Source organism: Stutzerimonas sp. Brlt_14 (assembly GCF_051948915.1).
In the GTDB taxonomy this organism is placed as follows: Bacteria; Pseudomonadota; Gammaproteobacteria; order Pseudomonadales; family Pseudomonadaceae; genus Stutzerimonas; species Stutzerimonas stutzeri.
Genome location: NZ_JAYJLM010000002.1, coordinates 607,932 through 634,744 on the forward strand (window position 1 = coordinate 607,932; position 26,813 = coordinate 634,744).

At 61.3% G+C, this 26,813-nt stretch carries 24 protein-coding genes and 2 tRNA genes; 8 read left to right on the plus strand and 18 right to left on the minus strand.

Annotation, left to right across the window (positions count from 1 at the left end; translation table 11 throughout):
* Positions 1-17: 17 nt before the first annotated feature.
* From VF716_RS06660 to leuC, 14 genes are all read right to left on the minus strand, one after another.
* Positions 18-1,229: an O-succinylhomoserine sulfhydrylase gene (locus tag VF716_RS06660; RefSeq protein WP_014596456.1), complete on the minus strand. Its 1,212-nt coding sequence runs from the start codon at positions 1,227-1,229 to the stop codon at positions 18-20.
* Between the two features lie 41 nt (positions 1,230-1,270).
* A complete protein-coding gene (gene purF / locus VF716_RS06665) occupies positions 1,271-2,776 on the minus strand; it encodes an amidophosphoribosyltransferase (RefSeq protein WP_011912937.1) in 1,506 nt (501 codons plus the stop codon).
* Between the two features lie 71 nt (positions 2,777-2,847).
* Positions 2,848-3,393, minus strand: a complete 546-nt coding sequence (locus VF716_RS06670; protein ID WP_017245303.1) for a CvpA family protein — start codon at positions 3,391-3,393, stop codon at positions 2,848-2,850.
* A 98-nt stretch (positions 3,394-3,491) separates the two neighbouring features.
* Positions 3,492-4,136: an SPOR domain-containing protein gene (locus VF716_RS06675; protein WP_013982528.1), complete on the minus strand. Its 645-nt coding sequence runs from the start codon at positions 4,134-4,136 to the stop codon at positions 3,492-3,494.
* The gene (folC, locus tag VF716_RS06680) at positions 4,111-5,415 is read right to left on the minus strand and encodes a bifunctional tetrahydrofolate synthase/dihydrofolate synthase (RefSeq protein ID WP_041755454.1); all 1,305 of its coding nucleotides are present in this window, start codon (positions 5,413-5,415) and stop codon (positions 4,111-4,113) included. Before folC ends, VF716_RS06675 begins: the two co-directional genes overlap by 26 nt.
* The gene (gene accD, locus VF716_RS06685) at positions 5,412-6,305 is read right to left on the minus strand and encodes an acetyl-CoA carboxylase, carboxyltransferase subunit beta (RefSeq protein ID WP_017245300.1); all 894 of its coding nucleotides are present in this window, start codon (positions 6,303-6,305) and stop codon (positions 5,412-5,414) included. The genes folC and accD overlap by 4 nt, the downstream gene beginning before the upstream one ends.
* A 215-nt stretch (positions 6,306-6,520) precedes the next feature.
* Positions 6,521-7,144 carry a phosphoribosylanthranilate isomerase gene (locus VF716_RS06690; RefSeq protein WP_440552320.1) on the minus strand — a complete coding sequence of 208 codons (624 nt, stop codon included), beginning with the start codon at positions 7,142-7,144 and terminating at the stop codon, positions 6,521-6,523.
* A gap of 82 nt (positions 7,145-7,226) precedes the next feature.
* Entirely contained in the window at positions 7,227-8,087 is an 861-nt protein-coding gene (gene truA, locus VF716_RS06695) for a tRNA pseudouridine(38-40) synthase TruA (RefSeq protein ID WP_011912931.1), read from the minus strand.
* A gap of 2 nt (positions 8,088-8,089) precedes the next feature.
* A complete protein-coding gene (locus tag VF716_RS06700; RefSeq protein WP_011912930.1) occupies positions 8,090-10,834 on the minus strand; it encodes a FimV/HubP family polar landmark protein in 2,745 nt (914 codons plus the stop codon).
* A gap of 144 nt (positions 10,835-10,978) precedes the next feature.
* Positions 10,979-11,989, minus strand: coding sequence for an aspartate-semialdehyde dehydrogenase (locus tag VF716_RS06705; RefSeq protein WP_011912929.1), 1,011 nt, complete (start codon positions 11,987-11,989; stop codon positions 10,979-10,981).
* Positions 11,990-12,123: 134 nt separating this feature from the next.
* Positions 12,124-13,236 (minus strand): aspartate-semialdehyde dehydrogenase, encoded by a 1,113-nt coding sequence (asd, locus tag VF716_RS06710; protein WP_011912928.1) that lies wholly within the window; start codon positions 13,234-13,236, stop codon positions 12,124-12,126.
* A 54-nt stretch (positions 13,237-13,290) separates the two neighbouring features.
* On the minus strand, positions 13,291-14,373 hold the full coding sequence (leuB, locus tag VF716_RS06715) for a 3-isopropylmalate dehydrogenase (RefSeq protein ID WP_011912927.1): 1,083 nt from the start codon (positions 14,371-14,373) through the stop codon (positions 13,291-13,293).
* A 183-nt stretch (positions 14,374-14,556) separates the two neighbouring features.
* Positions 14,557-15,204: a 3-isopropylmalate dehydratase small subunit gene (gene leuD / locus VF716_RS06720; protein ID WP_079328721.1), complete on the minus strand. Its 648-nt coding sequence runs from the start codon at positions 15,202-15,204 to the stop codon at positions 14,557-14,559.
* 11 nt (positions 15,205-15,215) lie between these two features.
* The gene (gene leuC, locus VF716_RS06725; protein ID WP_440552323.1) at positions 15,216-16,643 is read right to left on the minus strand and encodes a 3-isopropylmalate dehydratase large subunit; all 1,428 of its coding nucleotides are present in this window, start codon (positions 16,641-16,643) and stop codon (positions 15,216-15,218) included.
* A gap of 146 nt (positions 16,644-16,789) precedes the next feature.
* Between leuC and VF716_RS06730 the strand changes: the two genes are divergently transcribed.
* Positions 16,790-17,665 carry a LysR family transcriptional regulator gene (locus VF716_RS06730; RefSeq protein WP_125460468.1) on the plus strand — a complete coding sequence of 292 codons (876 nt, stop codon included), beginning with the start codon at positions 16,790-16,792 and terminating at the stop codon, positions 17,663-17,665.
* A 57-nt stretch (positions 17,666-17,722) separates the two neighbouring features.
* Here VF716_RS06730 and VF716_RS06735 read toward each other — a convergent pair whose 3' ends face one another.
* A complete protein-coding gene (locus VF716_RS06735) occupies positions 17,723-18,169 on the minus strand; it encodes an Hsp20 family protein (protein WP_013982514.1) in 447 nt (148 codons plus the stop codon).
* A 131-nt stretch (positions 18,170-18,300) separates the two neighbouring features.
* Here VF716_RS06735 and VF716_RS06740 point away from each other — a divergent pair, with 131 nt between their 5' ends.
* Positions 18,301-19,047, plus strand: a complete 747-nt coding sequence (locus VF716_RS06740) for an SDR family oxidoreductase (RefSeq protein ID WP_239330576.1) — start codon at positions 18,301-18,303, stop codon at positions 19,045-19,047.
* Between the two features lie 5 nt (positions 19,048-19,052).
* Here VF716_RS06740 and VF716_RS06745 read toward each other — a convergent pair whose 3' ends face one another.
* From VF716_RS06745 to VF716_RS06755, 3 genes are all read right to left on the minus strand, one after another.
* The gene (locus VF716_RS06745; protein ID WP_125460470.1) at positions 19,053-20,027 is read right to left on the minus strand and encodes a tRNA dihydrouridine synthase; all 975 of its coding nucleotides are present in this window, start codon (positions 20,025-20,027) and stop codon (positions 19,053-19,055) included.
* Positions 20,028-20,107: 80 nt separating this feature from the next.
* Entirely contained in the window at positions 20,108-20,407 is a 300-nt protein-coding gene (locus VF716_RS06750) for a hypothetical protein (RefSeq protein WP_044315759.1), read from the minus strand.
* A 28-nt stretch (positions 20,408-20,435) separates the two neighbouring features.
* Positions 20,436-20,756: a hypothetical protein gene (locus tag VF716_RS06755; RefSeq protein ID WP_125460480.1), complete on the minus strand. Its 321-nt coding sequence runs from the start codon at positions 20,754-20,756 to the stop codon at positions 20,436-20,438.
* A gap of 399 nt (positions 20,757-21,155) precedes the next feature.
* On the opposite strand from VF716_RS06755, the gene VF716_RS06760 reads away from it, so the two are divergent.
* From VF716_RS06760 to VF716_RS06785, 6 genes are all read left to right on the plus strand, one after another.
* Positions 21,156-21,232: transfer RNA gene (locus tag VF716_RS06760), tRNA-Met, on the plus strand.
* 167 nt (positions 21,233-21,399) lie between these two features.
* Positions 21,400-21,476 (plus strand) — tRNA-Met (locus tag VF716_RS06765).
* 775 nt (positions 21,477-22,251) lie between these two features.
* Entirely contained in the window at positions 22,252-23,025 is a 774-nt protein-coding gene (locus VF716_RS06770) for a hypothetical protein (RefSeq protein ID WP_036999343.1), read from the plus strand.
* A 75-nt stretch (positions 23,026-23,100) separates the two neighbouring features.
* Positions 23,101-24,303 carry a DegT/DnrJ/EryC1/StrS family aminotransferase gene (locus tag VF716_RS06775; RefSeq protein ID WP_125460472.1) on the plus strand — a complete coding sequence of 401 codons (1,203 nt, stop codon included), beginning with the start codon at positions 23,101-23,103 and terminating at the stop codon, positions 24,301-24,303.
* A 3-nt stretch (positions 24,304-24,306) separates the two neighbouring features.
* A complete protein-coding gene (locus tag VF716_RS06780) occupies positions 24,307-25,869 on the plus strand; it encodes a lipopolysaccharide biosynthesis protein (RefSeq protein WP_003301341.1) in 1,563 nt (520 codons plus the stop codon).
* Positions 25,838-26,770: a glycosyltransferase family 2 protein gene (locus tag VF716_RS06785; protein WP_003301339.1), complete on the plus strand. Its 933-nt coding sequence runs from the start codon at positions 25,838-25,840 to the stop codon at positions 26,768-26,770. The genes VF716_RS06780 and VF716_RS06785 overlap by 32 nt, the downstream gene beginning before the upstream one ends.
* The last annotated feature ends 43 nt before the right edge of the window (positions 26,771-26,813 follow it).

The following is a 26,813-nucleotide window of genomic DNA, read 5'->3' on the forward strand; positions in this document are numbered from 1 at the left end:
GCTGAGAAATCATTGGCTCAGAGCGCGGCCAATCCGCGGGCCAGATCGGCCTTGAGATCGTCGACATCTTCCAGCCCAACCGCGACGCGGATCAGGCTATCGCGGATGCCCGCCGTCGCGCGATCCTCGGCCGAAAGTCGACCATGGGTGGTCGAGCCGGGATGGGTGATGGTGGTCTTGCTGTCGCCCAGGTTGGCGGTGATCGAAATCAGCCGGGTGGCGTCGATGAAACGCCAGGCGCCCTCCTTCCCTCCGACCACCTCGAAACTCAGCACCGCGCCGAAGCCCTTCTGCTGCCGCTTGGCCAGCTCGTGCTGCGGATGGCTCGGCAGGCCAGCGTAGAACACCCGCTCGACGCCCGGCTGCTGTTCCAGCCATTCGGCCAGTATCTGAGCGCTGGCACAATGAGCTTGCATGCGCAGGCGCAGGGTTTCCAGCCCCTTGAGAAACACCCAGGCATTGAATGGGCTGAGCGTCGGCCCGGCGGTACGCAGGAAGCCGACGATTTCCTTCATCTGCTCGCTGCGCCCGGCAACCACACCGCCAAGGCAGCGGCCCTGGCCGTCGATGTACTTGGTCGCCGAGTGGATGACGATATCGGCCCCCAGTTTCAGCGGCTGCTGCAGCACCGGCGTGCAGAAACAGTTGTCCACCGCCAGCATGGCGCCCTTGCCGTGGCAGAGGTGCGCCAGCGCGGCGATGTCCACCAGCTCAGCCAGCGGATTGGACGGCGATTCGACGAATACCAGCTTGGTGTTTTCCTTGAACGCCGATTCCCATGCGGCGAAGTCGGTGAGCGGGACGTAATCGACCTGCACCCCGAAGCGCTTGAAGTACTTCTCGAACAGCGAGACGGTGGCCCCGAACACGCTGCGCGATACCAGCACATGGTCGCCCGCCGAACACAGGCTCATCACCGTGGCGAGGATCGCTGCCATTCCTGAGGCAGTGGCGACCGCCTGCTCGGCACCTTCCAGCGCAGCGATACGCTCTTCGAAGGCCCGCACTGTCGGGTTGGTATAGCGCGAATAGACATTGCCCGGTACATCACCGGCAAAACGCGCGGCCGCATCGGCGGCGCTGCGGAACACGTAGCTGGACGTGAAGAACAGCGGCTCGCCATGCTCGGCTTCCGGCGTACGGCGCTGACCAGCGCGCACGGCCAGGGTGTCGAGGCCGACCCCGTCGAGCTCGCTATCCAGCCGTCCGGCTTCCCATTCGATGGTCATAGTCTTACCTCAGCCGGCACCGCTTGGCGTGCCGGCATGAATCAGTTGTTGTACAGATCGATGATCGCGCTGACGGCATTGGTCTTGGCCTTGCTCAGGTCATTGCGCGCCTGTTCGATCTTGTGCAGATAGGCCTCGTCGATGTCGCCGGTGATGTAGTTACCGTCGAACACCGCGCAATCGAAGTTCTCGATCTTCACCTTGCCGCCACCCACCGCATCGATCAGATCCTCGAGATCCTGATAGACCAACCAGTCGGCCCCGATCAGCTCGGCCACCTCCTCGGTGGTGCGGTTGTGGGCGATCAGCTCGTGGGCGCTGGGCATGTCGATGCCATAGACGTTGGGGTAACGCACCGCCGGCGCCGCCGAACAGAAGTAGACGTTCTTCGCGCCGGCTTCGCGAGCCATCTGGATGATCTGCTTGCAGGTGGTGCCGCGCACGATGGAATCATCCACCAGCATGACGTTCTTGCCACGAAACTCCAGATCGATGGCATTGAGCTTCTGGCGCACCGACTTCTTGCGCGCCGCCTGCCCGGGCATGATGAAGGTGCGGCCGATGTAGCGATTCTTGACGAAGCCTTCGCGGAACTTCACACCGAGCCGATTGGCCAGCTCCAGCGCCGCGGTGCGGCTGGTATCCGGAATCGGGATGACCACATCGATGTCATGGTCCGGACGCTCGCGCAGAATCTTGTCGGCCAACTTCTCGCCCATGCGCAGACGAGCCTTGTACACCGAAACCCCGTCCATCAGGGAGTCGGAACGCGCCAGGTAGACGTACTCGAAGATGCAGGGCGCAAGCTTCGGTGCATCGGCGCACTGACGGGTGAACAGCTTGCCGTCGGTTGTGATGTACACCGCCTCGCCAGGCGCCAGGTCGCGAATCAGGGTGAAGCCGAGCACATCGAGCGACACGCTTTCCGAAGCGATCATGTACTCGACGCCTTCGTCGGTGTGGCGCTGGCCGAAAACGATCGGGCGAATTGCATTCGGGTCGCGGAACCCGACGATGCCATAACCGGTCACCATCGCCACCACGGCGTAGCCACCGCGGCAACGCTCGTGGACCTTGCTGACGGCGGCGAAGACGTCCTCTTCGGTCGGCTGCAGCTTGCCGCGCACGGCCAGTTCGTGGGCGAACACGTTGAGCAGCACCTCCGAGTCGGAGCTGGTGTTCACGTGGCGCAGGTCCGACTCGTAGATTTCCTTGGTCAGCTGGTCGACGTTGGTCAGGTTGCCGTTATGCGCAAGCGTGATGCCGTACGGCGAGTTCACATAGAACGGCTGCGCTTCGGCCGAGCTCGAACTACCAGCCGTGGGATAGCGGATATGACCGATGCCCATGTTGCCGACCAGGCGCTGCATGTGGCGTTGCTGGAACACATCGCGCACCAGGCCGTTGTCCTTGCGCAGAAACAGCCGCCCATCGTGGCTGGTCACGATACCGGCTGCGTCCTGGCCGCGGTGCTGCAGTACGGTAAGCGCGTCATACAGCGCCTGATTGACGTTCGACTTACCGACGATGCCGACAATGCCACACATGCAAGGAACCTCTCAGTTATTACAGGCAGACCGGATACCGCGGCAGGCCGAGCATCCGTAAACGAAAGACATCAACCCGGCGGGTTGAGCGACCCAGCGAACCATTGCCCGCTGAATCCGAGAATCAGGTTCTTCGACCAATCGGCGATCAGGAGAAAGTGTGGCAACAATGCCGATTCGCGCCACCACAGGTCCTGCTCCACCGGTCCGAGGCTCAGTAAGCCGGCGAGCACCACAATCAAGAGGCCACCGCGTGCGGCACCGAATACCATGCCGAGGAACCGATCGGTCCCCGACAGACCGGTCACCCTGATCAGCTCGCCGATCAGAAAATTCACCAGCGCTCCGACCAGCAGGGTCGCCACGAACAACAGCGCGCAGGCCGCGATCACCTGGGCCGACGGTGTGCTGATGTACTCAGCGAGGTGGTGGGACAACGCACCACCAAACATCCAGGCAACCACGCCAGCGATGATCCAGGTCAGCAGCGAAAGCGCCTCCTTGACGAAGCCGCGCTTCAGGCTGATCAGGCTGGAAACGGCAATGACGGCGATGATGGCCCAATCGACCCAGGTGAATGCCACGATGTTTTCTGCAAGGAGGAAAAGGCGGCGCATTTTAGCAGAGCGCAAGCGCCAGGGGTACGCGCCAGTGACCCGGCGATGAGAGGACAACTGCGGCTGGCCACCCGCTGCCTGACCAGCCGCTCAGCGAGTCAGCTTCCTTCAGGTTTGAAGCGCACCACGAAACCGTCCAGCTTCTGCTGGCGCTGCAACACATCGCGAAGCCTGTTCGCTTCGCTGCGCTCCACGAGCGGCCCGACAAACACACGATTCATGCCGTCCGCCGTGCGGATGTAGGCGTTGTAGCCCTGGGAGCGCAACGTCTGCTGCAGACTCTCCGCGCTGGCCCGATTCGACAGGCTGGCCAGCTGAATCGACCAGCTGACAGGCAGGTTATTGTTGTCGAGCCGCGGCTCCGCAACCGGTGGCTCGGTCTTCGCTGGTGCTGGCTGCTCGGGCGTCGCTGGCGCGGAGGCTGTCGGCGCGACAGGCGCGACGGGCTCGATGGGTGCTGGAGCCGATGCGACGGCAGGCGGCGCGGCGTCCGGCTCGGCGCCTTCTTCGATGATCTCGAAGCCTTCGGGTACGGACTGCGGTTCCGGAACGTCGACCGGCTCCATTTCGATCTCCGCCACCACTGGTGCAGCTGGAATGCTGGGCGCATCAACGGTGACATGCCGCAGGTCGTCCTGCCGATTGAACAGCATCGGCACGAATATGACCGCGATCGCAATAAGCACCAGCGCGCCGACCATGCGTTGCAGCAATCCTTTATCCAGCAGTGCCATGTCCACCATCCCCTACCTGTTGTTCCAGCCACTCAAGTGCCGCGGCCACGCAGTAGAACGAACCGAAAACCAGTATCTCGTCGACCGATTCCGCCCTGGCGCACTGAGCCTCGAGTGCTTGCTCGATAGTTGCATACTCGCTGACCGATGCTCCGCGCTCAAGCAGCGCGGCAGCCAACTGTGTAGCCGATTGCGTCCGCGGCGTAGGCAACGGGGCCACCGCCCAATCCGAAATCGATGGCACCAGGGCATCGAGCACGCCCGCCAGGTCTTTGTCTGCCAGCAACCCGAAGACCGCCAGTCTTGTCCCAGCGACAGGCCGTTGTTCGAGACGTTGCGCGAGAAAAGCTGCTGCATGCGGGTTATGGCCAACGTCCAGCAACAGCGCAATCCGCCGACCATTCCAGACGACCTGTCGGCTATCGAGACGCCCCACGACCCGTGTCTGCAGAAGCGCGCGGGCCAGCCTTGCCGGGTCCCACGGCAGACCGAGCATTGCGTAGGCCTGCAACGCTAACGCCGCGTTCTCCATTGGCAAGGTGAGCAGCGGCAAGCCGTGTAGTTCCAGCGGCGCTCCAGCGGCGTCGACACCCCGCCAATGCCAATCCCCTGCCCCCATCGCCAGATCGAAATCTCGCCCGCGCAGCAGCAGGGGGGCACTCAGTGAATTGGCGTGGTCCAGCAATGGCTGTGGTGGATCCAGGTCACCACAGAGCGCGGGCTTGCCCTCGCGGAGGATACCGGCCTTCTCGTACGCGACGCTCTCGCGGCTATTGCCCAGCCAGTCGGCATGATCCAGGCCGATGTTGGTGATCACGGCCAGATCGGCATCGACGATATTGACGGCATCCAGCCGCCCGCCGAGCCCCACCTCCAACACTACGGCATCCAGCCCGGCACGCTCGAACAGCCAGAACGCCGCCAGCGTGCCCATTTCGAAATAGGTAAGGGAAATCTCGCCACGAGCCGCTTCGACCACGGCAAACGCTTCGCAAAGCTCTGCGTCGCTCGCTTCACGACCACTCAGCAGGACACGCTCGTTGTAGCGCAACAGGTGGGGGGAGCTGTAGCTGCCAACTTTCAGCCCCTGAGCATTCAGCAACGAGGCGATGAAGGCACAGGTGGAGCCCTTGCCGTTAGTGCCAGTGACCGTGACCACCAGAGGGGCCGGCCGTGTCATGGCCATCCTGGCCGCCACCGCGCGCACCCTATCGAGGCCCATGTCGATGGCGGTCGGGTGCAACTGTTCCAGGTAGGCGAGCCAGTCGGCCAGGCTCCGGCTGGTCATGCCTTGGCCGTTACCTGAGATGTCTCTACCGGCGTCGGCAGTTTCTGCATCTGGGCCAAGAGGCGAGCGAGGCGGCTACGCAACTCGGCACGGGGAATGATCAGATCGATCGCACCGTGTTCAAGCAGAAACTCGCTGCGCTGGAAGCCTTCCGGCAGTTTCTCGCGCACAGTCTGCTCGATTACTCGCGGACCCGCGAAGCCGATCAGGGCCTTAGGCTCCGCTACGATCACGTCACCAAGCATCGCCAGGCTGGCGGAAACGCCGCCGTAGACCGGATCGGTCAGCACGGAAATGAACGGCAAGCCTTCCTCGCGCATGCGTGCCAGGACCGCGGAGGTCTTGGCCATCTGCATCAGCGAGATCAGCGCCTCCTGCATGCGTGCGCCGCCCGAGGCGGAGAAGCACACCAGCGGGCAGCGCTTTTCCAGAGCGACGTTAGCGGCACGCACGAAGCGCTCGCCCACGATTGCACCCATGGAGCCGCCCATAAAGGAAAACTCGAATGCGCAAGCCACTACCGGAACGTTGAGGACCTTGCCGCTCATGGCGATCAGAGCGTCCTTCTCCCCCGTCTGCTTCTGCGCTGCAGACAGACGATCCTTATACTTCTTGCTGTCGCGGAACTTCAGACGGTCGACCGGCTCAAGCTCCGCAGCGATCTCTTCGCGGCCGTCGGCATCGAGGAAGATGTCGAGTCGGGTACGCGCATCGATGCGCATGTGATGCTGGCACTTGGGGCATACATCGAGGGTCTTCTCCAGCTCGGGGCGGTACAGTACCGCCTCGCAGGAGGGGCATTTGTGCCAGAGGCCTTCGGGTACCGAACTCTTCTGCGTCTCCGAGCGCATGATCGAAGGGATCAGTTTGTCTACCAGCCAGTTGCTCATGCTCTTGTTCTCCAAAGCTTCAGTCCCGAGCGCACACGCGCTGCAGGCAGATTGATCGTTTTGCGATCGGAGGCTTGCTGCTCTCCTGATCGCTTATCGGACGCGCCTGGAGGCGCAGCCGCAAAAACCTGATTACCGCCCGAGGGGAGATGAATCAGCGAAACGGTGCCGGTCCACCGGCGACTCGTTACTGGACGGCCCCGGCTGGTCAGGCGTCACATGACCGAGCGCACACGCCTGACAAAGGTTTCAACCTTGACGGCATCCTTGATGCCCTTGCTCGCCTCCACCCCACCGCTGATATCCACCGCGTACGGTCGAACCTGGGCAATGGCCTGTTCGACGTTATCCGCCGTCAACCCTCCTGCCAGAATCAGCGGCTTGGACAAGTTCGGCGGAATCAACGACCAATCGAAGCACTCTCCTGTGCCTCCAGGAACGCCGGCGACAAAGGTATCGAGGAGAACGCCACTGGCGTTGGCATAGAGCGCCACCTGCGCGGCTATATCCTCTCCGCCGCCTACTCTCAACGCCTTGTACCACGGCCGGTGGAACCCTTCGCACTGTGCCGGCGATTCATCGCCATGGAACTGCAGCATATCCAGCGGAACGGCGTCGAGAATCTCGTTGATTTCACAGCGACTGGCGTTCACGAACAGACCTACGGTTGTGACGAATGGGGGCAACGCGGCAACGATCTCGCGCGCCCGCTGCAGGCTGACCGCACGCGGGCTTTTGCCATAGAAAACCAGCCCAATGGCATCGGCGCCGGCTTTGGCTGCGATCAGCGCATCTTCAACCCGGGTTATGCCGCAAATCTTGCTGCGAACGACTAGCAAAGGAGCTTACCTATCAACAGGGAAACCGGATGGTAACAAAAGACCTGCCAGCTGCAAGCGAATGCTGCGGAGCCCTCTCCCATCAGCGCCGCACATCTGGCAAGCCGGAAAGAAAATGCGGACCGAGGTAGCGTTCAGGTAGTTCGAACTCTGCCGGATAATCGACCTCGACCAGATAAAGGCCATAGGGATGAGCAGTTACGCCGCCTGTGCGGCGAACTCGCGACTCCAGCACTTGCGCAGCCCACTCCACCGGCCTTTCGCCTGCCCCGATGGTCATCAGCACACCGGCAAAATTACGCACCATGTGATGAAGGAATGCGTTCGCGCGTACGTCGATCACGATGAGCCGTCCGAACTGGAGCAACTCGAGATGATGAATGGTCTTGATCGGCGACTTGGCCTGACACTGTCGAGCACGAAACGCACTGAAATCGTGCGTGCCAACCAACGCTGCCGCGGCGGCACGCATCCGCTCGATATCCAGCGGGCGATGGTTCCAGGTGACCTCTTCCGCCATATGCGCCGGCCGAATCTGATCGTTATAGATCACATAGCGGTAACGACGAGCCATTGCACTGAAACGCGCATCAAAATGCGGGGGCATCTTCTTGGCCCAGGTCACGCTGATATCGGGCGGCAGGTTCATGTTCGCCCCCATTACCCAGGCGTGCATGCTCCGTTCTACCGGGGTGTCGAAATGCACCACCTGGCCGCTGGCATGCACCAGCGCATCGGTTCTGCCGGCGCAACTGAGCGTAACGGGATGCCCGCCGGCGACTCTGGTCAAGGCATTCTCCAGCGACTCCTGAATGGAAGGCACACCGGCGCGCTGGCGTTGGAACCCGCGATAACGGGATCCTTTGTACTCGACACCGAGAGCTATTCTGGAAACGCCGACGGCAGCCATTTCGGCTGCCGTTTCGGGTACTGCTTGGTTCATGATCAGGCTAGTTTGGCGAGCATCTCGCGCGCCTCTTGCTGTTGCACGTCGCTGCCCTCGGAAATCACTTCGTCCAGAATATCGCGAGCACCTTCGGCATCCCCCATGTCGATGTAAGCGCGGGCAAGATCCAGCTTGGTGGTGGTCTCATCGGTATCGGAGAAGAAGTCGAAGTCATCGTCCGCACCGCCTGCAGCGCTCGTCGCAGCCGGCACTGTGGTTGGTTCGCTCAGATCATTGGACAGATCATCCAGCTCAGCTTCGACCACATTCAACTGCTCGGCAAAACTCTGGGGTTGCGCTTCCACCTCAGGCTCGTCCAGGGAGATATCGAAATCTTCTGGCAGCTGCTCAGGCGTGTTCGTGTTGACCGGCTCGGCCAGTTCGAAATCGAGATCGTCACCATCGAAAGCCGTGGGTGCTTCGGTCGGCTCGTCGTCGAGAGTCAGCGAAAACCCGCTATCGGCCGGCGTGCTTTTCTCAGCCTCGAGATCGAAGGAGAAGTCGGAGATATTCTCCTGCGAAGTTTCCTGCAGGCTTTCGCCCTGATCGAGTTCGAAAGAGAAGTCACTTGTAGCTGGCGACTCGTTCCGCTCGACAGGAGTCTCATCCAGCATCAGGTCATCGAAGTTCAGCGAGTCGTCAGCCGGTACCGCCGTAGGACGCTCGTTATTCAGATCGATATCCAGATCATCCAGGCTGAGGTCGAAGGCATCATCCAGATCCTGCCCTGCAGCCGGCGCAACAGGCTCGTCAAGCTGCAGGTCATCAAGACTGAGGCTATCCACATTCTTATGAGCAGCCGCAGCCGCAACTGCCGAACCTGCCAGCGCAGCGGCCATGGCTGGGTACTTCTGCTTGAGCTGCTCGACTTCGCCGGCAGCCCCGCCGATTTCGCGCAGTTCGCTTTCTTCACGAGCGAAACCATCGCGATTGCCAAGCTCTGCGTAGACCTCCATGAGCTTCAGGCGCAGGTCGCGTCGGTGCGGCTCGTCATTGAGTGCGTTCTGCAAGAGTTCGGCAGCCTGATTGAAGCGGCCATATGCGATATAGATGTCAGCCTCGGCCAAGGCATCCCCAGTGGTAGACGTCAGCTCGTCCGACGCAGTGCTGGCGGAGCCGGAAAAGGGGGCGGGCTCTGGATGCTCCTGTCCGATATCGACGAAAGCAGGCGTTCCGACGCGCAGGTCTTCGACGGCCTCTTCAGCCAGCAGGCTTTCCTGCAGTTCGGCTTCCTTCATCGCGTTACGACGTGACAAGGCCATGAGCCCCAACAGCAGCAGCAACAGTGCGCTACCGCCGACCACGCCGAGCAGCAGGGTGTTCGAAAGCAGGTCGTCGATCAGCCCGCGAGGCTCAGGCTCTACCGCGGGGGCGACCGGTCTGGCCGGCGCGGCGGGCTTGGCGGCCGGCTGCGCCGCCGCAGGACGCTCAGCGGGGGCAGGCGCGGCGACTGGCGCAGAGTCTTGCTGACCTGTGCCCGAGCCAGCCGACGGCTCATCAGGTGCGGCGCTTTCGTTGGCGGCACCGCCTTCAGACGGCGCGCCAGCAGACGGCTCAGCCTGACCGGCATTCTCGGCACCGGACGCGGCCGGAACCTGCCCTTCCGCACCGAGCTGCGCCTGCAGTTTGGCCAGCTGATCATCTTTGAGCTGCATGAGCCGCTGCAGTTTTTCCAGCTGTCCTTGCAGATCATTCAACCGATCTTTCAGCTCGTCATTCTCACGCCGGCTGGAATCGAGGCTTTCCTGAGTTACCGCAAGCTTGTCACGAAGAGCCTTACCACCATCGGCAGAGCCGGTTTCGGATCCTGCCGTCGACTTCCCGGCGTCAGCAGCCACAAGACGGAGGTTGTCTCCGGAGTCGCTACGGGAGGGCGCAGCACCGGCCTCGGTGCGACGGGTCGCATCCAGTTGACGAGCACCTGCTACAGCGCCTCCTCGGCTCTGACGCCAGGCAGCGTTCTGCTCGGCGACCTGGGTGATCGCTTCAGCTTGCGAACGGCGGGATATCTGCTCTGCATCAGGCAGACGAAGCACTTGCCCGCTCTTCATTCGATTGATATTGCCGCCGATGAAGGCATCGGGGTTCAGATCCTGGATCGCCAGCATGGTCTGATGGACCGTGCCGTTACGACGATTACGCTCCGCGATATCCCACAGCGTATCGCGAGCCGATACCTTGTATTCGCTACCGGACTGCGCTGGCGCCGCCACGGAAACACCAGTAGCGGGCGCCGCAGGTGCGGCTGCCGGACGAGGCGGTGCGGTGCGAACGGGCTCGACGGCACGAGCAGGGGCAGAAATAGGCAACTGCGGCGCAGCAGCGGCAGCAGTTTCAGGCGAATAAAGCGGAGGGTCCAGCAGCAGCGTGTACTCGCGCAGCAGGCGACCGTTAGGCCAGAGGACCTCTACGAGAAAATTGAGATATGGCTCGCGTACCGGCTTGCTCGACGAAACCTGGATGACACTTTTTCCGTTTGGACGCAGTACGGGCGTGAACTTCAGGTCGGTCAGAAAGTACTGGCGATCAATACCGGCACGATTGAATTCCTCAAGCGAGGCGAGAACCGGAATCACCTCTCCCGGTGCCAGGTTTTTGGCATCGAGCAGCTCGATTTCGGCGATCAGCGGTTGATTCAAAGACGACTGAAGCGTGACCTCTCCCAACCCAAGCGCATGGGCCATTTCTGTAGTCAGCGCGGTAGCAGCCGCGATTGCCAGCACCAGATTGCGAACCCGAACCATTATTTAATCCCTTGTTTATCTTTTTCTCGAACTACGAGAGGGTCTTATTTCACTGCCCGCGCCACCTTACGGTGGCTCCCCTTCAGCGATAAGCCGTTCAGCGCATCGGCTAGAAATATTCTTTGAATTTCCAGTAAGTATCTTTTACAGATAGTCTTTTATCAACAACTCACCGGACTGCACAGCATTCAGTGCCGCGCCTTTTCGCACGTTATCAGACACAATCCACAAATTGACTTCACGCGGGTCGCTGGTGCCTTGGCGGACCCGGCCGACATGAATGACGTCCTGCCCCACGGCATCCTCGACCGCGGTCGGATAGTCACCAGCCTCGACCAGCTCGATGCCGGGCGCCGCGTCCAGTGCTGCCGTCAACGATTGCATGTCGGCTTCGGCGCCACCCAGCAGAGAAACCACCAGACTCTCGCCAAAGAAAACCGGCACCTGGATGAAGGTTGCGGCAACCCGCAATTTCGGAAGATCCAGCAGCTGCCGAAGCTCTGCTGCCACACGTCGCTCCTGATCGGCATGCCCGGCGCCGTCAAGCTCCTCGACCTGGGCGAGCATATTGAAAGCCATTTGCCGACCAAATACCCGCGGTTCGAGCGGCCTCGCGTTCAACAGCTCGCTGGTCTGGCGCGCAAGCTCTTTGACACCCGCACTACCGCGACTGGAGACCGGCAGGCAAGCCGTAACCGTAACTCGCTGCAGATCCAACTGCTGCTGGATAGGTGCCAACGCAATCGCGAGCGCGACCGACTCCGGCAGCGGGCTGCTGAAGCAGCGGCAATCGGAGATCGCCTCGACTCGGCCACCATTGACCTCCGGCACCAGACAAGGCTGCTGCTCGACCGCGACCGTAGCGGACAGATCGATGACTCTGCATCCAGCGGCCTTCGCGCTGACTCGGCATCGAGCGGCCATATCGCTCGCTCCGACGAGAAACACCAATTGCACGCGAGTGAAATCGAACCGATCCGCATCGCCGGTGCGCAGGTTACGTCCCTTGAACGGCACGCTGTGGCCGATACCCTCGCCGCTATCCAGCAAGTGCAGCTCGGAAAGTGGAAATCCACGCTCTTCGAGCACTTCGACCAGGGCCTCACCTACCAGGCTGACCGCTCCTACAACCGCAACTCCGACAAGCGAGGGCATCATCTTCTCCATGCATCAGGACGGGCACTGTAGCGAAATGGCTGATCGCTGCAAGCAGCGCCGCCGAGCGGCGCGCTGCGCAGACGAAAACGCCGCGACGAATCGCGGCGTTTCGGCACTTCAAGCAATGCTCATCAACGTTCCAGCAGGATACGCAACATGCGGCGCAAAGGCTCGGCGGCACCCCACAGAAGCTGATCGCCGACGGTGAACGCGCCCAGATAATGCGAGCCCATGTTCAGCTTGCGCAGGCGCCCGACCGGAACGCTCAGCGTGCCGGTCACTGCCGCCGGGCTCAGCTCCCGCATGCTGGCGTCGCGATGATTGGGCACCAGCTTGACCCAGGGGTTGTGCTGGCTGATCAGCCCCTCGATGTCGGAGATCGGCACATCCTTGTTCAGCTTGATGGTCAGCGCCTGACTGTGGCAGCGCATGGCCCCGACACGTACGCAGATGCCATCGACCGGAATCGGGTTCTTGAAGCGACCGAGGATCTTGTTGGTTTCGGCCTGTGCCTTCCACTCCTCGCGGCTCTGCCCGTTCGGCAGCTCCTTGTCGATGTAGGGGATCAGGCTGCCGGCCAGCGGCACGCCGAAATTGTCGACCGGGAAGGCCTCGCTTCGCTGGGTTTCGGCCACCTTGCGGTCGATGTCGAGAATGGCGCTGGCGGGATTGAGCAGGTCGTCGGCCACTGCCGCATTGATGGCACCCATCTGCTTGATCAGCTCGCGCATGTTCTGCGCGCCGGCACCGGACGCCGCCTGATAAGTCATGGCGCTCATCCACTCCACCAGGCCGGCCTCGAACAGGCCGCCCAAGCCCATCAGTGCAAGGCTGACAGTGCAGTTACCACCGATATAGTTCTTGGTCCCGGCGTCCAGCTGCTGGTCGATCACGCGGCGGTTCACCGGGTCAAGCACGATCACGGCATCGTCCTGCATGCGCAAGGAAGAGGCGGCGTCGATCCAGTAGCCCTGCCAGCCGGCTTCGCGCAGCTTGGGGAAGACTTCGTTGGTGTAGTCGCCGCCCTGGCAGGTCAGGATCACATCGAGACCTTTCAGCTCGTCGATGCTGTAGGCGTCCTTCAGCGCAGCGGTTTCCTTGCCAATATCGGGGCCTTGGCCGCCAACGTTGGAGGTGGTGAAGAACACAGGCTCGATCAGGTCGAAGTCCCGCTCTTCCAGCATCCGCTGCATGAGCACGGAACCGACCATACCGCGCCAACCGATCAGACCTACACGTTTCATCGCAACTACACCTATAGAAAAAGTGGCCCGCGCAGATTAAGGCGGGCCGAAAGATTACAACTTCGCGAGGGCCGCGACTACTGCATCACCCATCGCCTGAGTACCGACTTTGTTACAACCTTCGGACCAGATGTCGCCAGTTCGCAGGCCCTGATCGAGCACATCGCTTACCGCCTGTTCGATGGCATCGGCCGCCGCGATCTGGTTGAAGCTGTAACGCAGCATCATCGAAACGGAAAGAATGGTCGCCAACGGGTTGGCGATACCTTTGCCGGCGATGTCCGGTGCCGAGCCATGACACGGTTCGTACATGCCTTTGTTGCCGGCATCCAGCGAGGCGGACGGCAGCATGCCGATCGAGCCGGTGAGCATGGAGGCCTCGTCCGACAGGATGTCGCCGAACATGTTGTCGGTGACGATTACGTCGAACTGCTTCGGCGCGCGCACCAGCTGCATGGCCGCGTTATCGACATACATATGGCTCAGTTCGACTTCCGGGTAGTCCTTGGCGACTTCCTCGACGACCGCGCGCCACAGCTGACTGGAAGCCAGCACGTTCGCCTTGTCCACCGAGCAGAGCTTCTTGTTGCGCACCATGGCCATGTCGAAACCGACCTTGGCGATGCGGCGGATTTCGCTCTCGCTGTACGGCAGCGTGTCGTACGCCATGCGCTCGCCGTTCTCCAGCACCTTGCTCTCGCGCGGCTGGCCGAAGTAGATGCCACCGGTCAGCTCGCGCACGATCAGGATATCCAGACCGGCGACGATTTCGGGCTTGAGCGACGAGGCATCGGCCAACTGCGGATAGAGCAGCGCCGGACGCAGGTTGCCGAACAGGCCCAACTGGGAACGGATCTTCAGCAGACCACGCTCCGGACGGATGGCCGGATCGATGGTGTCCCACTTGGGCCCGCCGACCGCGCCCAGCAGAATGGCGTCAGCGGCGCGGGCACGCTCCAGCGTATCGTCGGCCAGCGGCACACCGTACTTGTCGACGGCCGCGCCGCCCAGCTCGTCATAGCTCAGCTCGAAGCCCAGATCGAACTTGTCACTGGCCAGCTGCAGCACCTTGACCGCCTCGGCCATGATTTCCGGGCCGATGCCATCGCCGGGGAGAACCAGAATCTGTTTGGACATTTCCTATTCCTTATAAGAGGTCACATCGAGGCAGGGCGTACCGATGGGCTGAGCCCACCTGGTTTTTTGTTCGGCACCAGCCTCGGCTTTTTTGCGTTGCCAGATGGCGCCGAGCAGTCGGGGCGCCATTGCGAGGATCTTTTCGCAGGATGAGACCGAACCCCACCCTGCTTGTCGTACAGACTACTTGATCGCGCCGAACAACCAAGGCTGGCTCTGCTGGTGGCGAGATTCGAAGGCCTTGATGGCCTCGGCGTCCTGCAGGGTCAGGCCGATATCGTCCAGACCATTGAGCAGGCAGTGCTTGCGGAAGGCATCGACCTCGAAGCCGTATTGCTTGCCGTCCGGACGGGTAACGGTCTGCGCAGCCAGATCGACGGTCAGCTGGTAGCCTTCGGTCGCCTCGGCCTGCTGGAACAGCTCGTCCACCTCCTCTTCTTTCAGCACGATCGGCAACAGGCCGTTCTTGAAGCTGTTGTTGTAGAAGATGTCGGCGAAGCTCGGCGCGATGATGGCGCGGAAGCCGTATTCGTCCAGCGCCCACGGCGCATGCTCACGGGAGGAGCCACAGCCGAAGTTCTCGCGGGCCAGCAATACGCTGGCGCCCTGATAACGCGGGAAGTTCAGCACGAAGTCCTTGTTCAGCGGACGCTGCGAGCAATCCTGGTTCGGCTGACCGACATCCAGATAGCGCCACTCGTCGAACAGGTTGGGGCCGAAGCCGGTGCGCTTGATCGACTTCAAGAATTGCTTCGGAATGATCTGGTCGGTGTCGACATTGGCGCGATCGAGTGGGCAGACCAGGCCGGTGTGTTGGGTAAAGGCTTTCATGTCTGGTCTCCTCAGGCCTGGATCAATTCGCGTACGTCGATGAAGTGGCCGGTAACCGCTGCGGCAGCAGCCATCGCCGGGCTGACCAGGTGGGTACGCCCGCCCGCACCCTGGCGGCCTTCGAAGTTGCGGTTGGAGGTCGAGGCGCAATGCTCGCCGCTGCCAAGCTTGTCCGGGTTCATCGCCAGGCACATGGAGCAACCCGGCTCACGCCATTCGAAGCCGGCCTCGATGAAGATCTTGTCCAGTCCTTCTGCCTCGGCCTGCTGCTTGACCAGGCCCGAGCCCGGCACCACCAGCGCCTGCTTGACGCTCGCGGCGACCTTCCGCCCCTTGGCGACTTCAGCTGCGGCGCGCAGATCCTCGATCCGCGAGTTGGTGCACGAACCGATGAACACGCGATCCAGACGAATGTCGGTAATGGCCTGATTGGCCTGCAAGCCCATGTACTTCAGCGCGCGGGTGATGGAATCCTTCTTCACCGGGTCGGCCTCTACGGCCGGGTCCGGCACGTTCTGATCGACAGCCAGTACCATCTCCGGCGAAGTGCCCCAGCTGACCTGCGGCTTGATGTCCTCGGCCTTGAGTTCAACGATGGTGTCGAACACCGCGTCGTCGTCGGAAACCAAGTCCTGCCACAGCTTCACGGCCTTGTCCCAATCCGCGCCCTTCGGGGCGTAAGGCCGCCCTTCGACGTAGGCGATGGTCTTCTCGTCCACGGCGACCATGCCCACGCGGGCGCCCGCCTCGATGGCCATGTTGCAGATGGTCATGCGCCCTTCCATGGACAGATCGCGAATCGCGCTGCCGGCGAATTCCAGGGCATGGCCGTTACCGCCAGCGGTGCCGATCTTGCCGATCACCGCCAGCACGATGTCCTTCGCGGTGACGCCGAACGGCAACTTGCCTTCGACGCGGACCTGCATGTTCTTCATCTTCTTGGCGACCAGGCACTGGGTGGCGAGCACATGCTCGACCTCGGAGGTGCCGATGCCGTGGGCCAGCGCGCCGAAGGCGCCGTGGGTGGAGGTATGCGAATCACCGCAAACCACGGTCATGCCGGGCAGTGTCGCGCCCTGCTCCGGGCCGATGACGTGGACGATGCCCTGACGCACGTCGTTCATCTTGAATTCGAGGATGCCGAAATCGTCGCAGTTCTCGTCCAGCGTCTGCACCTGGATGCGCGAGACCTCGTCGGCGATGGCTTCCAGGCCGCCCTGACGCTCGCCCTTGGTGGTCGGCACGTTGTGGTCCGGCGTGGCGATATTGGCGTCGATGCGCCATGGCTTGCGATTGGCCAGACGCAGCCCTTCGAAGGCCTGCGGCGAGGTCACTTCGTGGAGGATGTGACGATCGATGTAGATCAGCGACGAACCATCGTCGCGACGTTTCACCTCGTGCATTTCCCAGAGCTTGTCGTAGAGCGTCTTGCCGGCCATCGGACTTTTCCTCATCTGCTTTCTATGCGGGGCGAATAGCCCTTGCGCTTATGGGGACGATGCTAGGGGCTTGCGTTGAATTACTCAAATTCATATTTTTCATCCAATGCATTCCTGTTTGGAATTCACTGCACCGGAAGACTTTCATGGACCTCGCCAACCTCAACGCCTTTATCGCTGTCGCGGAAACCCACAGCTTCTCGCTGGCTGCCGAACGGCTGCACCTGACCCAACCCGCGGTTAGCAAGCGCATCGCCGCGCTGGAAGCGCAGCTGGACGTGCGGTTGTTCGATCGACTGGGCCGCGAGATCAGTCTCACCGAGGCCGGCCGCGCCCTGCTGCCCCGCGCCTATCAGATCCTGAATGTACTGGACGACACCCGCCGCGCCCTGACCAACCTCAACGGCGATATCGGCGGACGACTGAGCCTGGCGACCAGTCATCACATCGGCCTGCATCGACTACCACCGCTGTTGCGCGCCTTTACCCGCGCCCATCCGCAGGTCAGCCTGGATATCCGCTTTCTCGACTCGGAAGTGGCCTATGACGAGGTACTGCACGGCCGTGCCGAGCTGGCGGTGATCACCCTGGCGCCACAGACCGCCGAGCCGGTGCTGGCGGTAAAGGTCTGGGACGATCCACTGGATTTCGTCGTCGCACCGGAACATCCGCTGGCCGCCAAGGCAGATATCACCCTCGCGGATATCGCCGGCCATCCAGCGGTATTCCCCGGCGGCAACACCTTCACTCACCACATCGCCCAGCGGCTGTTCGAGCGTGAGGGCCTGACGCCGAATATCACCATGAGCACCAACTATATGGAGACCATCAAGATGATGGTCTCCATCGGGATTGCCTGGAGCGTGTTACCGCGCAGCATGCTCGACGAACAGGTAGTCAGCCTGCCTCTGCCAGGCATTCAGCTGAACCGGCAACTCGGCTACATCCTGCACCGGGAGCGCACCCTGTCCAATGCGGCCAGGGCGTTCATGACACTGCTGGATGCTGAACGCGGTGACTGACCAGACGAGACAACTACGAGAAAGGGCGCCCTATGGCGCCCTTCTCTTCTTTGCAGATCAACCCTCCAGCGCGGGCCGCTGATCGGCATTGATCGGGATGCGTTTGGGCTTGGCCTCTTCCGGCACCACGCGCACCAGGTCGATGTTGAGCAGGCCACTGTTCAGCGCAGCGCCTTTCACCTCGATGTGGTCGGCTAGCCGGAACGACAACTTGAACGCCCGCTGAGCGATGCCCTGATGCAGATAGGTGACATTCTCGGCCTCGCTTTCGCGCCGCCCGCCACTGATGGTCAGCACGCTGCGCTCGACCTGCAGATCGAGGTCGGACTCCTCGAAGCCGGCGGCTGCGACCACGATTCGATACTGGTCGTCACCGTGTTTCTCGATGTTATAGGGTGGATACGAGCTGCCGGTGTCGTTACGCAGGGCGGACTCGAACAGGTCATTGAAACGATCAAAGCCCACGGATTGCCGGAACAGAGGGGCCATGGGGAACGAACTCATGATAAACCTCCTGAAATCAGCGAGTTGAAACAGGCGGGACCCGCCTTCGGCATCCCGCTGATCTCTAGATAGGAACCGTTCTGCAGATTTCAAGGCGCAGAAAAATGAGCCTGCCAACGAGAGGTAACACCATGTCCAGAGTCATGCTGATCACGGGTGCCAGTCGTGGTATCGGCGCCGCCACCGCCCGGCTTGCAGCCCACCAGGGCTACGCGCTATGCCTCAACTATCACCAACGCGAAGACGCGGTGAAACAGGTGCTCGAACAGGTCCGCACTGCGGGCGTATCGGCAATCACGGTCAAGGCTGATGTCGCCGACGAGGGTCAGGTGGTGCAGATGTTCGAGATGATTGATCGCGAGTTCGGCCGCCTCGATGTACTGGTCAACAACGCCGGCATGCTCGAACAACAGATGCGTCTGGAGCAGATGGATGCCGCTCGCTGGATGCGCGTGCTCGGCACCAACGTGATCGGCAGCTTCCTGTGCGCACGCGAGGCGATCAAGCGGATGTCGACGCGCCATGGCGGCAGGGGCGGCGCCATCGTCAACCTGTCCTCGGTGGCCGCCCGCCTCGGCGCACCAGGCGAATACATCGACTACGCGGCCGCCAAGGGCGCCATCGACAGCATGACCCTGGGCCTGGCCAAAGAGGTCGCCAGCGAAGGCATCAGGGTCAATGCGGTGCGCCCGGGCGTGATCCATACCGATATCCACACCGCCGGGGGCGAGCCGGATCGTGTCGAGCGGGTCAAGGCAAGTGTGCCGATGGGGCGCGGCGGGCAAGCCGAGGAAGTTGCCGAAGCCATACTTTGGCTCGCCAGTGAGCACGCCAGCTATACCACAGGCGCGTTGCTGGACGTCAGCGGCGGACGCTGATCGGCCTAACCCAGCGCCGCCACCGGAATACCGACAGTATCGACGCCAAGCATCGCGTCGATCCGCGCGCAATCGTTCTCCCGACGCAGCGCGGCAAAAAGCGCCACCGCCTCGGGGTAATTGCGCGTAAGCAGCGCCAGCCACTGCTTCAGTCTGCCGGGCGCATAGCGTGGTGCGATCTTGCCTCGCGCCTGCTGCCAGAAGTCGACCAGCATGGGCTGGAACTCTGCCCAGCTCATCTCGGCGATGTTTTGCCCCTGTTTGGCTGCGGCGATCTGCCGTGCCAGATCTGGCCGCGAAACCAGGCCGCGACCCAGCATGATGTTCTCCGCACCGCTGACCTCTCGACAGCGACGCCAGTCTTCCAGGGACCAGATATCGCCATTGGCGTAAACCGGCACCGAGACCACTTCCTGCACGCGAGCCACCCACTCCCAATGAGCCGGCGGCTTGTAGCCCTCGACCTTCGTTCGCGCATGCACCACCAGCTGCTCCGCCCCGCCGTCGACCAACGCCCGAGCGCAATCAAGTGCACCGTCCGGGCTGTCGAAACCCAGGCGCATCTTGGCGGTGACCGGGATGTGCGCCGGCACAGTTCGCCGTACCTCACAGAGGATGGCGTGCAGCAAATCAGGCTCCCTGAGCAGGATGGCCCCACCGCGCGATTTGTTTACCGTCTTGGCCGGGCAGCCGAAATTCAGATCGATAGCAGGCGCACCCAGTGAGCAGGCATAGGCAGCGTTATCAGCCAGACAGGCAGGATCGGAGCCCAATATTTGAACGCGCACAGGGGTTCCGGCGCGAGTAACGGCGCCAGCCTGCAATTCGGGTGCAAGTTTGCGAAAGCTGCTTTGCGGCAGCAGACGATCAGAGACTCGGATGAACTCGGTGACGCACCAGTCGACCCCACCCATCCGAGTCAGAACGTCGCGAAGGATTTCGTCGACCAGCCCCTCCATGGGCGCCAAAGCGATCTGCATACCAAGCCAATAGATGTTGAAAGGTTGGGCATTGTACGGATGCCCGACCGCTTTATGAATGTTGCGTGGCCGGTAGCGGGCTATTCTTCGATGGTCCCGCCAATGGTGTCGGTTCCCGTGGTAGCACCCATGCCGCCTGTGGTTCCGGTATTGCCCGTTCCCATGGTGCCCAGGTCACTGCCCTGCTGCGCCTTGTGGTCCCGACTGTCATGGCCTTCCGACTTTTCGCTGTGCTGGTCGGAACGCTCGCTCGATTCAACCGAGCTTTCGTTTGCAGCTCCCGGACGACGAGTGTCATCGGCGTTCTCCGCCGAACCGGCGTACGCCCCCGCAGAACCCGCCAGAAGCAATACTGTTACCGCTGTGAGTGCCCGATTCATGGCTACCTCCTATCGCTGAACGACTGCGTTAATCACTACGTCTTTCCAATTTGGGACGGCGACGGTGCTCCATGTCGGTCTCATTGCCACCATGGCCGGGTTCGGCCGTGTCGTCGTACTGCTCCGCCGCTGGCTTCTTGGAGGATGCGTCACCTGCCTCAGACTGGCCCTGGTCATCCTCCAGATAGTCGATACCGTCGCCAATGCCCATCGAGCCATTGCCGGCGGCGCCGCGATCCGCCGCGCCCGTGTTCTGAGCCAACGGGATATCAGCGAACGGTAATTTCAGATCCTGCGCGCTGACTGTTGAAGCAAGCGCTGCAACCAGCACACCAAGCTGAATACGCATGTCCGACACCTCCGCATCATCCACTTGATACTTGGGCAGCGGCGATTCCAACGAGTGCGCCGGCGAGCGACCGATGGCATGCCGGAACCGCTTTCAGCGAGCGGGGTAACAACCACAAGGACGAATATTGGATTCAAAGAGGAAGCTCCAGATGGAACCTGCGCTGATACTCCTGATGATGATCCTGGGTTGGCTGTCGGTAGCGCTCTCCATGCTCTGGGGCATGACGAGGATCGCTCGTCGCCATCACCCGCCGCAGGCTCGCCCGGCAAGCAAACAGTGTCTGCCACACCAGCCAGCAGCTCCCGGCACCCTGCCCTCATGGCACGCCTGACCGGTATTTCCATCTGATTTCAAATAAACCCGTGACAGCCGCGTTTAAAGCTGTAGAATGCGCGTCGCGGGATGGAGCAGTCTGGTAGCTCGTCGGGCTCATAACCCGAAGGTCGTCGGTTCAAATCCGGCTCCCGCAACCAATTTAAAAGGCCACTCAGATGAGTGGCCTTTTTTGTGCGCGCAAAACTCTGAGGCGCTCGTGTTGGCACCAGACCTCGCATGAATCGCTAACCTTTTGAATGAAATACGCTTTTTCCTTCCTTTTGATTGACATCGAGTAATCAGGCTGTAGAATGCGCCCCACAGACGCGGGATGGAGCAGTCTGGTAGCTCGTCGGGCTCATAACCCGAAGGTCGTCGGTTCAAATCCGGCTCCCGCAACCAAATCACGAAAAGGCCACTCAGACGAGTGGCCTTTTTCGTTTGCGCGTCTTTTTTGTCACGGACAGACAAGCGCGCCCCCTCTTTCGGCCAGTCAGCCGCGTCTTGTAACAACGGGTCCGTAGAATTAACTCTTTATCCGAAGCTAATTACCACATTCGCTATAACCATTCATGATAGCCCTAGGCCAGCCCGCGTCAAAAACAAAACTCTTTTCAACTCAATAAGTTGGCTCTCCTAAACACCTCGCGATCCCCATCCGCAACTTTTTTTTGGCTCCCTGGCTTGACTTGGTTCACGTTATGACGGATATATAGTCGCAACAGGGAGCAATACGTTGCAAACCAGTTTAAGACCAACTGGACAGGTCAAGTTTTGCGGCGCAAGAGTTAAATCCCCTGCCTGATTAGTATCGCTTTTAGTAAAGCGATGCAGGCTCGTTCGCCACAAGCATTGAGAGAATCGGGGCTCGCAGAGTGCCCGGAGTGCGGTAGCCATGCCCGATTCTTTCAAAGCCGCACGCGGACGCTACCGATCGCAGATGACGGGGAATTACGTATAAGTTATTCAACTCGACATATAAACAAGTCGATGGCGGTAGCTTTGTCTAATAAAAAATATTCTAGATCGGTATTAACTTTTGCCACAGGCTAAAACCTACTGCCCAGGCATTACGCCGTAATTCTTTATTTCCACTCAGAACGCCGACCAGCAGCAGCGTGTAGTAGCTGCGGCTCGACAAACCGTTTCGCCTCGCCTTTGCGCAGGGAGAACTACAGTGTCAACGATCTTTTATGGAACGGAAGATCAGGACAAGGCATTGATTGCGCGGGATATCAATCAGAATGGCTACGCCTGCATACCCGGCTACTTGAACAATCTGCAACTAACTCAACTGCGCGAGCAGGTTCACGAGCAGGCTCGACAGCATCATGGTGAATATTTTGCTCATCATGACGGTGAACAGGTAGCGGGCTCGTTACTTGCCACGTTGAGCAGCGCGCCGGAGTTCCAGTCGCTGCTGGACGACGTTTACCAGCTCGGCGCGGGCAAGGCGGCGCCAAGCAAGCGCATCTACCTGGTGATGCGATGCGTGCAGGGGCAGACAGGACGCAAGGAGTCGAACTGCTTCCACTACGACGCTTCGCTGGTTACGGCACTGCTGCCGGTGGAAATCCCGCAGGACGGCGACCAGCGCGGCGACCTGCTGGTATTTCCCAACCTGCGCAAGCTTCGCAAGTACGTGCTGGTCAACGTGGTGGAGAAAGCACTGCTGCAGAACAAGTTGAGCCGCAAACTGATTAGCCGCGCGATAGGCCTCGGGCTGCTCAAGCCACAGCGCCTGCAGCTGGTACCCGGCAATCTCTACCTGTTCTGGGGTTACCGATCCCTGCATGCCAACGAGCCTTGTGATCCGGCGCAGCTGCGCGCTACCGCGATCTTCCACTACGGCGATCCCCACGCCGGCAGCCTGATGACCCGAATGATCCTCAGACACAACCAACGCAGGGCACGGCGGGCTAGTGCGATCGGCGCGCATCAACCTGTCTGAGCGCGCATCTGTAGCACCCAGCGATAACCCCCGAATGCCATTCGGGGGCGGCTGAGCTTCGATAAGGAAATCACCATGATCAACGTGACCAAGTCGTACCTGGGCAGCAAAAACAAGCTCAAGGCTTACATTGACAGGATCTACAACACCGGCTGGCTCACCAACAACGGACCGTTAGTGACTGCACTCGAGCAACGACTCAAGGACTACCTCGGGGTGAGGAACATCATCCTCACCAACAACGGCACCATCGCGCTGCAGATTGCCTATCGAGCGCTGGGATTGACCGGCAGCGCCATCACCACCCCCTTCAGCTTCGTTGCCACCACCAGCTCGCTGCAATGGGAAGGCATCAAGCCGATCTTCGCCGACATCGATCCGGCGACCTGGAATCTGGACCCGGAACAGATCGAGCGAAATATCCAGCCCAACACCTCCGCCATCGTCGCGACGCACGTATTCGGCAATCCTTGCGATGTCGAACGCATCGAGCAGATCGCGCGCAAGAACAATCTGAGGGTCGTCTACGACGGCGCCCATGCGTTCGGCGTTCGTCACAAGGGGCGGTCGGTCTACGACTGGGGCGATATCAGCACGCTGAGCTTCCATGCGACCAAGCTGTTTCACACCATCGAGGGTGGCGCCATCGTCACCAACGACGACGCGCTGGCCGATCGCATCCGTCTGCTCTGCAACTTCGGCATCGTCGACACCGACCAGATCGAAGGCATCGGCATCAACGCCAAGCTCAACGAGTTCTCTGCCGCGATGGGCATGTGCGTACTCGACGACATCGAGCTGATTTTCGAATGCCGGGCGGAGATCGGCCATCGCTACGAGCGGCGCCTCGGCGAGCATTTCGAGCTGCAACGACCGCAGCCCGAATCCCAGTGCAACTACAGCTATTTTCCCGTTGCCCTTGCCGACGAAAGCCAGCTGCTGCGCTGCCGCTCGCAACTGAACGAGAACGGCATCAACCCCCGCCGCTACTTCTACCCCTCGCTGGACACGCTCGACCATCTGCAGCCGCAGGTACCACAACCACGCTCGCGAGCGTTGAGTCGCAAGGTCCTGTGCCTGCCGATCTATCCCGGGCTGCCGCGCAAGGTGCAGGAGAAGGTCATGCAGACGTTGATCCAGGAGGCAATCCACAGCGAGCAGTCGAGCCGCACGCTGTTCCAGCCCCTTGCCGAAGCGTTCGGGCTGTTCAACGCCGCGGAGCGCCTGCCGGGCGCCGACTACCCGCGCATGCCCCTGACATCCGGAGGCCAGCAATAACCCATGTCAGATCCCAAGCGGTTATCGGTGATCCGCAACACCAGCCTGAACTACCTCGGGCAGGCGTATGCCCTGCTTGTCGGCATTATGATCCTGCCGTTCTACCTGAAGCACCTCGGCGCCGAAGCCTACGGCCTGATTGGTTTCTTCGCGGTGCTCCAGGCCTGGTTGCAGTTACTCGATGCCGGGATGTCGCCTGCACTGGTCCGACAGGTCGCGCAGTACCGCGGGCAGGGCGACCTGTCCGCCGCGCCCGGCCCCGCCGGGCGCCTTCTGCGCTCGTTCGAGCTGCTGTTGCTACCGATTGCGCTGGCGACCTGCGTGGCGATCTACCTGAGCAGCGGCTGGATCGCTGGAACCTGGCTGCAGGCCCGCGAATTGGGTACCGGCACCATCATGCAATGCATCAGCCTGATGGGCCTGATGGTCGGGCTGAGGCTCTATGCAACCCTGTACAAAAGCGGACTGCAGGGCGTCGAGCTGCACGGCTGGCTGAACGCAGCGAACGTACTGATCGCTACCCTGCGTTACTTCGGTGGCCTGATTCTGGTCGCCCTCGTGTCGCAAGATCCGCTGGACTTCTTCCTGTTCCAGACGGCCGTCGCCCTGGTGGAAACGCTCGCCTTCGCCAGCAAGGCTTATGTGCAACTGGCCAGCCCACGTTTGCTCACCGGCATCGACTGGCGCGTGGTCAAGCCGGTGCTGCCATTTGCCGGCGGCATGTTCTTCACCTCGCTGCTGTGGATCGTGCTGACCCAGCTGGACAAAGTGCTGCTTTCCAAGGTGCTGCTGCTCAAGGAGTACGGCTACTTCTCGCTGGTGGCGCTGATCACCACCGGCATCATGACTCTGACCAACCCCTTGGTGCAGACGCTGTTGCCGCGCATGACCATGCTCGTGGCCGAAGGGCGAATCGCCGAGATGGAGCGGCTGTACCTGAACGCCACCCGCTTCGTCTGCAGCGTGCTGTTTCCCATCGCTGCGGTGATCGCCTGGCACGGTCAGGCGCTGATCTACGCCTGGACTGGCGATGCTGCCGCTGCCCAATGGAGCGAACGAATGCTGTTCTGGTACGTGCCGGGCAGCGCACTGATGGCGGTCGGTGCCTTCCAGTTCTACCTGCAGTACGCCTACGGCCAGCTGCGCCTGCACATCTGGTACAGCGTGGTTTCCACCGCCATCAGCATGCCGATCGTGATCTACGCAGCGCTTGCCCACGGTGCCTACGGTGCCGCACTGGCGTGGTTCTTCCTGCGCCTGGCGACCTTCGTGATCTGGCCACCGGTGGTGCACCGGCGCTTTGCTCCGGGCCTGCAGGGCGTCTGGGCACGAGACATGTTGCGGATTACCGCCGCGACCGTGATCGGCGTGGCACTGGGCGAGCCGCTGTTCCTGCTGATCGTCAGCGACAACCGCTTCGACATTCTGATCGCGCTGGCCGTAAGCGGGTTCATCTGCCTGCTGCTGGTCGCGGCGACCTCGAAATCACTGCTACTCAAGCTTCATCTACTCATCACCAAGCGAGCATCCAAAAATGGAATTGAAGAGCGAGCAAGCCTTGATTGAACGTTGGGGCGGCAAGACCGAACCGCTGCTGAGCGTCGTCTGCCTGGCCTACAACCACGCATCTTTTATAAGGAAGGCGCTGGAGAGCTTCCTCCAGCAGGAAACGGATTTCCCTTTCGAGGTGATCGTCCACGACGACGCCTCGACTGACACCACCGCCGCGATCATCGCCGACTACGCGGCGCGCTACCCCAGCATCATCAAGCCGATCTACCAGACGCAGAATCAGTTCAGCCTCGGCGTGCCATTCAGCACGCGGCTGTTCGCCCGTGCGGGGGGCAAATACATCGCCTATTGCGAAGGCGACGACTACTGGACCGATCCGACCAAGCTGCAGCAGCAGGTGGACTTTCTCGAGCAGCATCGTGACTACGTGATCACCTATCACGATGCGTTCATGTTCAACAGCCAGGGCATCATCCAGAGCCCGCAGCTGACCGGAAAGCTGCGCAAGGACGCCACTGCGCTGGAACTGATGCAGGGCCGTCCGCTGTCGACGCTGACGGTGTGCTTTCGCAACCTGATTCAGGAACTTCCGCCGGAACTGCTCGGCGTGAAAGTGCTGGATATCTGCTGGTGGTCGCTGCTCGGCGCCTACGGCAAAGGCAAGTTCATGGAAGGCATCAGCCCCGCCGCCTACCGGGTGCACGAGGGTGGCATCTTCTCCATGCAGCCGAGCCGGCAGCGCATCCAGATGGCCATGCACGCCCACTATTCGCTGGCAAGCTATTACAACCGCATCGGCAACAACGCGCTCTACGAGTACTTCCTGATCCAGGTGTTCGGCGAGTGCCTGTCGCTGATCTCGCCGTTCAGCAAGATTCAGGCGCTTTCAACCATCGCCCAGAACATCAGCCTCAACCTGCTGCGCCGGTTGAGCCCACGGCTGGCCAGGAGCTGATCAGCCCGACCCCGCTTCTTTGCAAAAACGCACCATGAGGAAG